This is a genomic window from Aquipseudomonas ullengensis (assembly GCF_014174475.1).
Taxonomy (GTDB): Bacteria; Pseudomonadota; Gammaproteobacteria; order Pseudomonadales; family Pseudomonadaceae; genus Aquipseudomonas; species Aquipseudomonas ullengensis.
Window position 1 is genome coordinate 410,784 of sequence record NZ_JACJUD010000001.1, and the last position, 12,480, is coordinate 423,263.

General features: G+C 65.9%; 10 protein-coding genes. 7 read left to right on the forward strand and 3 right to left on the reverse strand.

Translation table 11 applies throughout. The annotated features are described in order from the left end of the window. The first annotated feature begins 41 nt into the window (after positions 1-41). The 5 genes from H3H51_RS01810 (at position 42) to H3H51_RS01830 (ending at position 6,813) form a co-directional block, all read left to right on the forward strand. Positions 42-857: a rhodanese-like domain-containing protein gene (locus tag H3H51_RS01810; RefSeq protein WP_183087303.1), complete on the forward strand. Its 816-nt coding sequence runs from the start codon at positions 42-44 to the stop codon at positions 855-857. Between the two features lie 19 nt (positions 858-876). Further along, positions 877-1,737: an archaetidylserine decarboxylase gene (asd, locus tag H3H51_RS01815; RefSeq protein ID WP_183087304.1), complete on the forward strand. Its 861-nt coding sequence runs from the start codon at positions 877-879 to the stop codon at positions 1,735-1,737. Continuing rightward, positions 1,737-2,708, forward strand: a complete 972-nt coding sequence (locus tag H3H51_RS01820; RefSeq protein WP_183087305.1) for an HPP family protein — start codon at positions 1,737-1,739, stop codon at positions 2,706-2,708. Before asd ends, H3H51_RS01820 begins: the two co-directional genes overlap by 1 nt. Positions 2,709-2,859: 151 nt before the next feature. Continuing rightward, positions 2,860-4,674: a molecular chaperone gene (locus tag H3H51_RS01825; protein ID WP_183087306.1), complete on the forward strand. Its 1,815-nt coding sequence runs from the start codon at positions 2,860-2,862 to the stop codon at positions 4,672-4,674. A 69-nt stretch (positions 4,675-4,743) separates the two neighbouring features. Then, entirely contained in the window at positions 4,744-6,813 is a 2,070-nt protein-coding gene (locus H3H51_RS01830; protein WP_183087307.1) for an EAL domain-containing response regulator, read from the forward strand. Positions 6,814-6,867: 54 nt separating this feature from the next. Here the strand turns inward: H3H51_RS01830 and serB are convergent, their stop codons facing one another. Further along, complete coding sequence (gene serB, locus H3H51_RS01835) at positions 6,868-8,082, reverse strand: phosphoserine phosphatase SerB (RefSeq protein WP_183087308.1); 1,215 nt, start codon at positions 8,080-8,082, stop codon at positions 6,868-6,870. A gap of 168 nt (positions 8,083-8,250) precedes the next feature. Here serB and H3H51_RS01840 point away from each other — a divergent pair, with 168 nt between their 5' ends. Continuing rightward, on the forward strand, positions 8,251-9,768 hold the full coding sequence (locus tag H3H51_RS01840; protein ID WP_183087309.1) for a histidine kinase: 1,518 nt from the start codon (positions 8,251-8,253) through the stop codon (positions 9,766-9,768). Further along, positions 9,765-10,322, forward strand: a complete 558-nt coding sequence (locus H3H51_RS01845) for a metal-dependent hydrolase (protein WP_183087310.1) — start codon at positions 9,765-9,767, stop codon at positions 10,320-10,322. The genes H3H51_RS01840 and H3H51_RS01845 overlap by 4 nt, the downstream gene beginning before the upstream one ends. Here H3H51_RS01845 and waaA read toward each other — a convergent pair. Together waaA and H3H51_RS01855 are read right to left on the reverse strand one after the other, a co-directional pair. Continuing rightward, complete coding sequence (gene waaA, locus H3H51_RS01850; RefSeq protein ID WP_183087311.1) at positions 10,278-11,558, reverse strand: lipid IV(A) 3-deoxy-D-manno-octulosonic acid transferase; 1,281 nt, start codon at positions 11,556-11,558, stop codon at positions 10,278-10,280. The genes H3H51_RS01845 and waaA overlap by 45 nt on opposite strands. Positions 11,559-11,591: 33 nt before the next feature. Continuing rightward, on the reverse strand, positions 11,592-12,476 hold the full coding sequence (locus H3H51_RS01855) for a LysR family transcriptional regulator (protein WP_183087312.1): 885 nt from the start codon (positions 12,474-12,476) through the stop codon (positions 11,592-11,594). Positions 12,477-12,480 lie beyond the last annotated feature (4 nt).

Here is a 12,480-nt window from a genome sequence, read left to right on the forward strand (position 1 = left end):
CCGCTACAATCCGCCCCTTTCTGACTTTCCGGAGGCTTCGCATGTCCGCCTTCTCTGATCTGCCCCTGGTGATCGAGCCGGCCGAGCTGGCTGCACGCCTGCAGGCGCCGGAGCTGATCCTCGTCGACCTGAGCAGTGCCGCCCGCTATGCCGAAGGGCACATCCCCGGGGCCCGGTGGGTCGACAGCAAGCGCACCCAACTCGGCCAAGCGCCGGCACCAGGCCTGCAACCCGAGCTAGCCCAGCTGCAAACCCTGTTCGGTGAGCTGGGCCATCACCCGGACGCCGTCTATGTGGTCTACGACGACGAAGGCGGTGGCTGGGCCGGGCGCTTCATCTGGTTGCTCGACCTGATCGGCCACGGCCGCCAGCACTTCCTCAATGGCGGCCTGCAGGCCTGGCTCGGCGAAGGTCGCGAACTCAGCCAGGAAAGCCCTGCGCCAGCCAGCGGTATGCCGACACTGACCCTGCACGACGAACCCACCGCCAGCCGCGAGTACCTGCACAGCCGTCTCGGCGCCGCCGATCTGGCGATCTGGGACGCCCGTGGCGCCGACGAATACCGCGGCGAGAAAGTGCTCTCGGCACGCGGCGGGCACATTCCCGGCGCCGTCCACTTCGAGTGGACCGCCGGCATGGACCGACAGAACGGCCTGCGTATTCGCAACGACATGGCACAGGTCCTGGAAGACCTGGGCATCAGCAAGGACAAGGAAGTGATCACCCACTGCCAGACCCACCGTCGCTCCGGCTTCACTTATGTAGTGGCCAAGGCCCTCGGCTATCCACGGGTCAAGGCCTATGCCGGCTCCTGGTCCGAATGGGGCAACCACCCCGACATGCCGGTCGAGATTTAAGCTTCTTCAAGGAAAACCCATGAAACAACGTCTGTTCATCCTCAGCCAGTACCTGCTGCCCCACCACCTGCTGTCGCGCCTGATCGGCTTTGCCGCCGAGTGCCGCGCCGCCTGGTTCAAGGACCGCCTGATCGGCTGGTTCGCCAAGCAGTACCAGGTCAACATGAGCGAGGCCCAGGTCGAAGACCTGACGGCCTACGAGCACTTCAACGCGTTCTTCACCCGCGCCCTGAAAGACGGTGCCCGCCCGCTGGATGAGGCGCCTGGCGCCATCCTCTGCCCGGCCGACGGCGCGGTCAGCCAGCTCGGTCCGATCGAGCAAGGCCGCATCTTCCAGGCCAAGGGCCACAGCTACAGCGTGCTGGAACTACTCGGTGGCGACGCCGAGCGCGCCGCGCCATTCATGGGCGGTGACTTCGCCACCATCTACCTGTCGCCCAAGGACTACCACCGCGTGCACATGCCCCTGGGCGGCACGCTGAAGGAAATGGTCTACGTGCCGGGCCGGCTGTTCTCGGTCAACCAGACCACTGCGGAAAACGTCCCCGAACTGTTCGCCCGCAACGAGCGCGTGGTCTGCCTGTTCGATACCGAGCGCGGGCCGATGGCCGTGGTGCTGGTCGGCGCGATGATCGTGGCGAGTATCGAAACCGTCTGGGCCGGCCTGATCACCCCGCCCAAGCGCGAACTGAAGACCACCCGCTACGATGACGCCGCGCGCGCCGCCATCGAACTGGTCAAAGGGGGCGAGCTGGGTCGCTTCAAACTCGGCTCCACCGCCATCGTGCTGTTCGGCCCGCAGCAGGTGCAGTGGGCCGAAGGCCTGGTCGCCGGCAGCCCGGTGCGCATGGGCCAGGCCCTGGCACAACCACGCAGCTGATGCAGGGCGGTTTCTGGCAGTACTGCCAACGCCTGCTGGGCTGGGGTGCCGACTCCACCAGCCACCTGGAAAAGTACCTGGCGACCCTGGGTGCCTTCGTCGGAATCGGCCTGATCTACGCGGTCACCCACTGGCTGCTGCCGAGCGAAGCCGCCTTCTGGGTGGTGGCCTCAATGGGCGCCAGCGCCGTGCTGCTGTTCGTGGTACCGCATGGCGCGCTGTCGCAGCCCTGGGCGGTGATCGGCGGGCACGGCCTGTCGGCGCTGGTCGGGGTGACCTGCCAGCAACTGCTGCCGGACTCGCCCGTCACCCCGGCGCTGGCTGTGGCACTGGCCATCCTGGCCATGCAGTACGCCCGCTGCATCCATCCACCCGGCGGGGCCACGGCACTCAGCGCGGTAATTGGCGGCACGGCCATCCATGACCTGGGTTTTGCCTTCGTGCTCAGCCCGGTGCTGCTCAACGTCGCGATCATTCTGCTGGTTGCCGTGCTGTTCAACTGCCTGTTTCCCTGGCGCCGCTATCCGGCGGCACTGGCGCGCCAACCGCAGCCGCTGGCCAATCCGGGCGGGCTGAGCCCGGAAGATTTCTACCACGCACTGCGCCAGGTCGACTCCTACCTGGACATTCGCTTCGACGACCTGCTGGAAGTCATGCAACTGGCCCAGCAACACGCCCAGGCGAAACGCCTTGTCGCCGCCGACATCCTCCTCGGCGCCTGTTACAGCAACGCCCTGCCCGGCGATGCCTGGGCAGTGCGCCAGGTCATCGACGCCGCCGGCAAGAGCGGGCGCGGCCTGCGCGACCAGGTGATCTACAAGGTGGTGGCCGGCTCGGGCCTGGGCAATACCGGCGTTTGCCGGCGCCAGGACATGGCCAGTTGGGCCGCCAGCGCAGTAGCGCGTCAGGGGGATGGATGGATACGCGTCAGCCCGGACGAATCGGTCGCCAGCGCCGCTTCGGGCATGTGACCCATCTGGAACATCCCTCCACCAATAGTGTCAGAACCGATACTCCTCTAGACAAGCTCAAGGCTGCGGCCCAGGCGGGATACTGCTAGAGTTGCCGAAAGCCTCCCGCCCTGAAGCGCTCAGCCTGCCTGTTACGGATACAACCCCGGTTATGGATAAACAGAGTCCCCATCTGTTATTACGCGTCCCCACCCCCGACAAGCAGAGTCTGTCCTTCTGTGATGCTTCCCCGCGCGAGCTCAAGCGCTGGATCGCCGGCCTGCCCAAGGCCAACATCGGTGAAACTGCGCGCCAGCTGTACCAGAGCCTGGTCGAGCTGAACCAACTGAGCACCACCAGCGAAAACCGCCTGCAACTGCTCGAACTGGTGCGCCCGGAAGTGGCCTTCGTCTGCCGCCACCTGGAACGCCACTTCCTCAACCAGTCGATCGTCCTCGACGAACGCCCGCGCAAGGTCGCCAACCTCTGCCAGGCCCTGCAGAACCACCTGGCCATCGGCTACAAGCTGATCATCACCCAGGAAGCGCCGCGCCTGAGCAAGGACCGCATCCAGCTCCTGGCGGTCGCCCTGCAACGCGCCATCCACAGCCTGTGCGGCCCACTGGTGCGCGCCAGCCAACTGTACTGCCCGGTGCCGGAAGGCCTCTGGCTGGAGCTCCACCAGCTCTATCGCATCGCCCGCCAGCACAACCTGCAGAACGCCCAGGTGTCCGACAGCCTGGCGCGCAACGGCAAGAGCCTGAGCCCCGAGCAGACCTACATCGCCGCGCTGTTGCTGGGTTGTTCACGCTGCAACCAGATGCGCCAGAGCAGCATCGCGCGCCTGGCCGAGGCACTGGAAAGCTGGAGCACCCTGGCCAGCCTGCATGCCGCGGACGAGCCCTACAGCCTGTTCGTCATTTCTCCGCAGCAGGATGGCCCGCCGCGCTACAAGTCGCTGTTCACCGAGACCGAGCTGCACAACCTGCTGGGCCTGGATCCGCACGCGCTGGTCGATGCGATCAAGGAACACCTGCTGCTCCCCGAAGACAGCAAGGAGCCGCGCCGCCTGCATGTGCCCGACGGCATGAGCATCGACCTGCTGCAACACCTCAGCTCGGCCTGGGGCGATATCGCCGAGCGCACCTTTCAGCGCAATCCCGGACGCGGCAGCCTGAACCTGTGCATCGGCATGTCGGCGGTGCATTACTACCTGGCCGGCAACCAGGTGTTCGCCGAAGTCCTGCAGCGCCCCGAAGCGATTCAAAGCGCCCAGTTCAAGCCTGGCAAAGTGGGCGGCAGCGCCTCGGACGTCTGGTCCATCGCCTTCGACGCCCAGCGCGAAACCCAGTGGGAACACGGCATGCCGCTGGAGGAAATCCAGTACAAGGGCGCCCACAAGCCCGGCGATGCCGCCCCTGCCGAAGCGGTGGAGAGCTATCCGACCTTCGACGTGCCGATCGTCAACCACAGCCCTGGCGGCTACTGCCTGAGCTGGCCGAAAGAAGTCCCCAGCCAGTTACAGGCGGGTGAGCTGCTGGGTATCCAGGACAGCCCCGAGCAGACCTGGAGCGTGGCCGTGGTGCGCTGGATTCGCCAGGTGCGCGGCGGCGGCACACAAATGGGCATCGAACTGATTGCCCCGCACGCCCAACCCTGCGGCCTGCAACTGGTGCGCAAGAACGAGCAGAGCAGCCAGTATCTGCGCGCCCTATTGCTGCCGGAAATCCGCGTGATCTCGCGCCCGGCCAGCCTGATCACGCCACGCATTCCCTTCCAGGAAAGCAACAAGGTGATGATCAACTTGCATGGTGAAGAACTGCGCGCCGTATTGAGTCGCCGGCAGACCAGCACCGGCAGTTTCAGCCAGTTCGAGTACCGTCGCCTGGATCAGAGTGGCGAGCCAAGCGCGATGCCGGTCACAGCCGGGAAAAGCCCAGAGAAGGGCGGCGAGGAAGACTTTGACTCACTCTGGAAGTCGCTGTAGATTGCAAAAACAGACCATTTGTCGCCTTTTTACGCCCGTTCTTCGGCGCATTCACAGCATTACACCCCCATGGCCATCGAAAAAAAAACCATACGCCTGCTGATCCTTGAGGATTCGCAGAACGAGGCCGAGCGCCTGGTCAGCCTGTTCCGCAATGCCGGAAGGGCGACCCGCGTTCACCGCATCACCTCCAGCGACAACCTCGCCGAAGCCCTGCAACAGAGCTGGGACCTGCTGATCAGTGCCCCCAGCAGCGAACACCTGGAACCGAACGAAGCGATCACCGCCATCCGCCGCCAGGCCAAGGACATTCCGTTCATCCAGCTGATCGACGGCAACGACTCCGACGCCATCACCGAAGCCCTGATGCTCGGCGCCCAGGATGCCCTGCCCCAGGGTGAAGACGAGCGCCTGATTCTGGTGGCCAACCGCGAACTGGCCAACCTCGAGGAGCGCCGCGCCCGCCGCAGCGCCGAGGTCGCCCTGCGTGAAGCAGAGAAGCGCTGCCAGCTGCTGCTGGACAGCTCCGTCGACGCTATCACCTATGTCCACGACGGCATGCACATCTATGCCAACCGCGCTTACCTCAAGCTGTTCGACTACGAGGATGGTGACGAACTGGAAGGCATGCCGATGATCGACCTGATCGCCAGCGAAGATCAGGCCGCGTTCAAGGACTTCCTGAAGAACTACTCGAGCGCCGAAGGCAGTGCCGAACTGGCCTGCGCCGGGGTCAAGGCCAACGGCCAACGCTTCCCGGCACGCATGGGTTTTTCCCCGGCGACCTACGATGGCGAGCCGTGCATCCAGGTGGTGATCCGCGCCGAGGCCGACAACGCCGAGCTGGAAGAGAAGCTGCGTGAAATCAGCAGCCAGGACCTGGTCACCGGCCTGTACAACCGCCCGCACTTCCTCGAGCTGATGGATGGTGCCGCACAACGCGCGGTGACCACCAACCAGGTTTCCAGCCTGGCCTACATCCGCGTCGACCGTTACAGCGAGGCGATTGGCGAAGTCGGCCTGGCGGGCATCGACATGCTCCTGACCGACCTGGCCAACCTGCTGCGCAACCACTTCCCCGCCGGCACGCCGCTGGCACGCTTCGGTGACGACGTGTTCACCGCCCTGCTGCCCGACCTGCTCCCCGAGCAGACCCGCGAGCAACTGGCGGCGCTGCTGAAGAAAGCCGAAGGGCACATGTTCGACATCAGCGGCCGCACCGTGCAAACCACCCTGTCGATTGGCGTCGCCGGGCTTGGCGAGCAGACCAGCAAGGCCCAGGACGTGATCGACCGCGCACACCGCTGCGCCGACGACATCGCCGATGGCAACGCGATCAAGATCTTCAATCCGGCCGATGAGCTGGCTGCTGCCGCCAACCGCGGCAACATCATCGCGATGATCCAGCAGGCGCTGGACAACAACAGTTTCCGCCTGCTGTTCCAGCCGATCATCAGCCTGCGCGGCGACAGCGACGAGCACTATGAAGTGCTGCTGCGCCTGCTCAACCCGCAAGGCGAAGACGTCCCCACCGGCGATGTGATGAACGCCGCCCGCGATGCCGGCCTGGCCGAGAAGATCGACCGCTGGGTGATCCTCAACTCGATCAAGCTGCTCGCCGAACACCGCAGCAAGGGCCACAGCACCCGCCTGTTCGTGCACCTGACCAGCAACAGCCTGCAGGACCAGACCCTGCTGCCATGGCTCAGCGTGGCACTCAAAGCCGCGCGCCTGCCGTCGGATGCCCTGGTGTTCCAGATCAGCGAGCCGGATGCGATTGCCTACCTGAAGCAGGCCAAGGCCTTGACGCAAGGCCTCGCAGAGCTGCACTGCAAGGTCGCCCTGAACCAGTTTGGCTGCGCGCTGAACCCGTTCAACACGCTCAAGTACCTGAACGTGGACTTCGTCAAAGTCGACGGCTCGTTCTCCCAGGAGCTGTCCAGCGCGGACAACCAGGAAACCCTGAAGACCCTGCTGGCCAGCCTGCACGCCCAGGCCAAGCTGACCATCGTGCCGTACGTCGAGAGCGCCAGCGTGCTGGCCACGCTGTGGCAGGCCGGGGTCAACTACATCCAGGGTCACTACCTGCAGGGGCCGAGCCAGTCGATGGACTACGACTTCTCCGCCGGCGACGAGTAAACGCTCCCAACAAAAAGCCCCGCAGATGCGGGGCTTTTTTGTGGCTGGCGAAAATCAGTCGTGACCGTCGCGATCACGGAAGCCCAGCAGGTAGAGAATGCCGTCCAGGCCCAGGGTGGAAATCGCCTGCTTGGCCGATTGCTTGACCAGCGGCTTGGCACGGAAGGCCACGCCAAGCCCGGCCAGGCCGAGCATCGGCAGATCGTTGGCACCGTCGCCGACGGCAATGGTCTGCTCCAGGCGCAGCCCCTCTTTTGCCGCCAGCTCACGCAGCAGGTCGGCCTTGCGCTGCGCATCGACAATCGGCTCGACCGCAACGCCGGTGACCTTGCCATCGACGATCTGCAGTTCGTTGGCAAACACGTAGTCGATGCCCAGCTTGGCCTGCAGCTGCTTGGCAAAGTAAGTGAAGCCACCCGAGAGAATTGCGGTCTTGTAGCCCAGGCGCTTGAGCTCGGCGAACAGCACTTCGGCACCCTCGGTCAGGCGCAGCGAGGCGCCGATATCGGCCAGCACGGTTTCCGGCAGGCCCTGCAACAGCGCCATGCGTTCCTTGAAGCTGGCACGGAAATCCAGCTCGCCGCGCATCGCCCGCTCGGTGATTTCCGAGACCTGCTCACCCACGCCGTAGGCCTTGGCCAGCTCGTCGATGACCTCGGCCTCGATCAACGTCGAGTCCATGTCGAACACCGCCAGGCGGCGATTACGGCGGAACAGCGAGTCGCGCTGGAAGGCGATGTCGACGTTCAGCTCCTGGGCCACGCTGAGGAACTCGGCGCGCAGCGCCACGGCATCGGCCGGCTCGCCGCGCACGGAGAACTCGATGCAGCCCTTGCCCTGGTCGGCCGGAGTGTCCAGCGGCATGCGCCCGGACAGGCGATCGATATGGTCGATATTCAGGCCGTACTTGGCGGTGATCGAGCTGACCCGCTGCAGTTGCTCGGCGGTGACCTTGCGCGTCAGCAGGGTGACGATGTAGCGCGGCTTGCCCTGGCCACCGACCCACTGCTGATAATCGGACTCGGAAACCGGGGTGAAGCGCACCTGCTGGTCCAGCTTGTAGGCGGTGAACAGCACATCCTTGAGCACCGACGAAGCCTGCTCGGTATCGGGGATCTCGACCAGGATGCCGAACGACAGGGTGTCGTGGATCACCGCCTGGCCGATGTCGAGGATATTCACCCCGCCCTGGGCCAGCACGCCGGTAATGGCCGCGGTCAGACCCGGGCGATCTTCCCCGGTGATGTTGATCAGGACGATTTCGCGCAAGGCGTTCACTCCCAGGCTGGCAGTTAAAGTCGGCAGAAGGGCACTGCGGCCCATCGAAAGGCGCACATTCTAACCAGTTTCCCCCCTGCCAGGGCACGGGCGGCGCTTTGCCCGCATGGGGGGCGTGGTTATACTGCGCGGCAATCCAATTCAGAAGAGCCGCGCGCTGTGAACCGGCCCGTTCAGGTCAAACCCGACAATTTCTTCCTCCTGCTGTTCAATGCCCTGCGCCAGCGCCGTGTGCCGCTGGCGCTGCGTATCGCCAGTCATAGCCTGCTGCTGGTTGCACTGGCCCTGGTGATCTACGCCTGGGTCATGGGCATGCAGTTCAAGCAGGCCATGCAGCAGCAGGCCGACGCCCTCGGCCAGAGCCTGACCGTGCAAACGGCGGCGTCCGCCACCGAGCTGCTGGTGTCCAACGACATCCTCAGCCTCAACGTATTGCTCAGCAACCTGGTGAAGAACCCGCTAGTGGCCCACGCCGCCATCTACAGCGTGGACAACCGCATCCTCGCCGAAGCCGGCTCGCGCCCCAGCCAGGGCCTGCTGGGCGATACCGAAGGCCTCTACTCGACGCCCATCACCTTCCAGGAAGTGATCGCCGGGCAGCTGCGCATCAGCCTCGACATGCAGCAGTTCCAGCAGCCAATGACCATCAGCCTACAGAGCATGGGGCTGCTCAGCCTGATCCTGCTGGCCCTGGCCATGTCATTGAGCCTGCGCCTCGGCCGGCACATCTCCACCCCGCTGCTGCAATTGCGCCTGTGGCTGCGCGACCCGGATGACCCGGCCCCAGGCGCCGGGCGCCAGGACGAAATCGGCGATCTGGCCCGCCAGCTCCAGGCCCGCCTGGTACCGGAAAAGCCGCAGCCTGAGCCGCAGCCCAGCGACGACTACGCCGAAGACGAAGACGACCACGGCCCGTACCTCGACGAGCACGAGCCCTCCTTCGACGTGCCCAACCTGCGCGAGCCGGCCTTCGACGCCGACGACATCGGCTACGACGAGTCCTACGACGAGCGCGAACCCGAGCACCGGGTCGACGACGATCCGTTCAGCGACCTCGACGAAATCACCCCGAGCGCACCGCCAGCACCACCGGCCGCGCCGGTATTGAGTGCGGTGCTGGCGATCCAGCTCGGTGCCCAGGAGCAATTGCGTCACCTGCCGCGCTCGCGCCTGATGGAGTTGCTGCAGCGTTATCGCGACTGCCTGGAGCAGGCCGCCGCGCTGTACCAGGGCAAGCTCTACACGCTCAACGACGGCAGCAGCCTGATGCTGTTCAGCAGCAGCCAGAGCGGTGAGGACTACCTGACCCACGCCCTGTGCTGCGGCGAGCTGATGCGCGCCCTCGGCCATGCCCTGCAGATCGAGGTGGCCGATAGCGGCATCACCCTGCAACTGCAACTCGGCCTGACCCACAGCGACCAGCCGATCCCGACCAGCCAGGCCGAAGTCCTGCTTAGCGACGCCGCACAGGATGCCCTGGCCCTGTCGCAGCACAGCCGCAACCTGCTGCTGGTGCAACGCGCGATTGGCGATGATGCGCAGGTACGCGCCTGCGCCCGTATTCGCCCGATCGCCAGCCCGGAAGGCGCGAGCTGCGTCGAGCGCCTGCTCGAGCCCTACCCGTCGCTACTGGAGCGCCAACTGGCGCGTATGCACGAGCACACGCCACAGCCGTGACCACCCTGATCAGCCACCCGCTGCCGATTCTCGCGCTCGGGTTGGCCCTGGGCTCGCAGCGGGTGCCACCGCGCCTGCTGCTGGCTAGCCTGCTGTTCACCTGCCTGCCGGATGCCGACGTCCTGGCCTTCAAGCTGGGCATTGCCTACGCCGATGCCTTCGGCCATCGCGGCTTCAGTCATTCCCTGTTGTTTGCCGGCCTGTGCGGACTGCTGGGCGCACTGGGCTGTCGCCTGCTTGATTGCGGGCCGTTCAAGGCCTTGGTCTGGATCGGCCTGGCAACCGCCTCCCACAGCCTGCTGGATGCCGCCACCAACGGCGGTCTGGGCGTGGCCTGGTTGTGGCCCTGGAGCGAGCAGCGCTTCTTCCTGCCCTGGCGACCGATTGCCGTGTCGCCCTTCGTCAATGGCTTCTTCACCCAGCGCGGCCTGCTGGTGCTGGCCTCGGAGGCGCGCTGGGTATGGCTGCCCTGCCTGCTCCTGGCGCTGAGCGGGATCAGCCTGCGGGCGCTATGGCGCCTGCGGCGGCAGCAGGCGCTGCAACCCGGCGAGTAAGCGCGCCAGGGCGCCCTGATTGGCGCGCAGCACGCCCAACCCACCCTCGGCCATGCGCCGGGCCAGATCGGGCTCAGCGAACAGTTGCTGCAGCGCGGCGAACAGTTCGTCGCTGTCGTGCACTTCACGCAGGTCACCGGCCTCACGCAACAGGGCCGAAATCTCGAGGAAGTTGAACAGGTGCGGCCCACTCAGCAGTGGCTTGCCCAGCGCCGCCGGCTCCAGCAGGTTGTGCCCGCCATTAGCCACCAGGCTGCCGCCGACAAAGGCCAGGTCGGCCAGGGCGTAGAGAAACAGCAGCTCGCCCAGGGTGTCGCCCACCAGCACCGTTGTTTGCGCATCGACCGCCTGGGCGCTGGAGCGGCGCACCGTGGCAAAACCTTCCTTGCGGCACAGCTCGGCTACCGCGTCGAAACGCTCCGGATGGCGCGGCACCAGAATCAGCAGCGCCTGCGGTTGCTGCACCAGCAACTGGCGATGCGCGGCGAGGATCACTTCGTCCTCGCCGGCATGGGTGCTGGCGGCGATCCACACCGGGCGCTGCGTTGCCTGCCACTCCTCGCGCAGCAAGGCCGCGCGCTGCAACAGCTCGGGATCCACGCTGAGGTCGAACTTGATCGAACCGGTCACCTCGACACAGCCGGGCCGCGCGCCCAGCTGGCGAAAACGCTCGGCTTCCGTCTCGGTCTGCACGGCTATCAGGCTCAGCTCGCCCAGCATCGGCGCAGTCAGCTTGGCGAACCTGGCATAACCGCGCGCCGAGCGTTCGGACAAGCGCGCATTGGCCAGCACCACGGGCACCCCATGCCTGGCGCACTGGTGGATATGGTTGGGCCACAACTCGGTTTCCATGATCACCGCCAGCTGTGGCTGCAGCCGCTCGAAGAAGCGCGCGCAGGCCCAGGGCAGGTCATAGGGCAGGTAGCAGTGCTGGATCCTGTCGCCAAACAGCGCCTGAATCCGCTCCGAACCGGTCGGCGTCATGCTGGTCACGGTGATCGGCAGGTGCGGATAACGCGCCAGCAGTTCGCGGATCAACGGCGCCGCGGCGATGCTCTCGCCCAGCGACACCGCATGCACCCAGATACCGCCCGGCTTGAAGGCCGGCAAGCCGAAGGCAAAACGCTCGCCAATGCGCCGACCGTAGGCCGGCGCCTGCCAGGCGCGCCACAGCAGGCGCAGGAAAATCACTGGCAGGACCAGGTGCAGGATCAGGGTATAGAGGCGTCTGTTCATGGGCGCGCAGCTTATCAGAGAGGTTCGGGCCAATCAGCCCGCCGCCTGCAAGTGCTCGGCAAAGGCAGCAGCCAGCCACAAGGCCGCCGGCCCCAGCGCCTCATCGCGCCGGCACACCAGTTCCACCACCAGCGGTGGCGGTGTCCAGTCGCTGCTCAACTCCACCAGTTGGCTCTGGTAGGTCGGGTACTGCACCACATGGCGCGGCAGCCAGGCCCAGCCCAGATTACGCATGAGCAACTCGGCCATGGCGTAGAAGCTGTCGGTACGCCAGACCGCGGGGCTGATCTGCTCGCCGCCGGGGTAATGGCTGTCCTGCGGCGCCATCAGCACCTGGCGATGGCGGGCCAATTCGCGACGATCGACCAGGCCCATGGACGCCAGCGGGTGCCCGGCGCCACACACGGTGACCATCTCGATGGTGCCCAGGCGCTGCCGCTCCAGGGCGTCGGGCATCTGCTCGTGGTGAAACAACAGGCCGAGATCGGCCCGCCGCTCCAGCAACTTGCGCGCGACATCGCCCTGGGCGCCGCTGGCCAGCTGCACCTCCAGCAGGGGGAAGGCCTGGGCCAGGGCCTCGAGGCTGTCCAGCACTGGCTGATACGGCATCGCCTCATCCTGCGCCAGGCGCAGGCGCACTTCTTCGCCACACACCAGGCCCAACGCCCGCCCCTCCAGGCGCTCGCACTGGCGCAACACCTCGCGCGCCTCCTCCAGCAACGACATCCCGGCCGCCGTCAGGCGTGGCTGACGACCGCTGCTGCGCTCGAACAACAGCACGCCCAGATCGGTTTCGAGCAAGGCAATGGCCGTGCTCACCGCCGACTGTGCGCGCTGCAGGCGCCGCGCCACCGCAGAAAAGGACTGCCCCTCGGCGACACTGACAAACAGGCGGATCTGTTCAAGGTTCCACTGCATACCC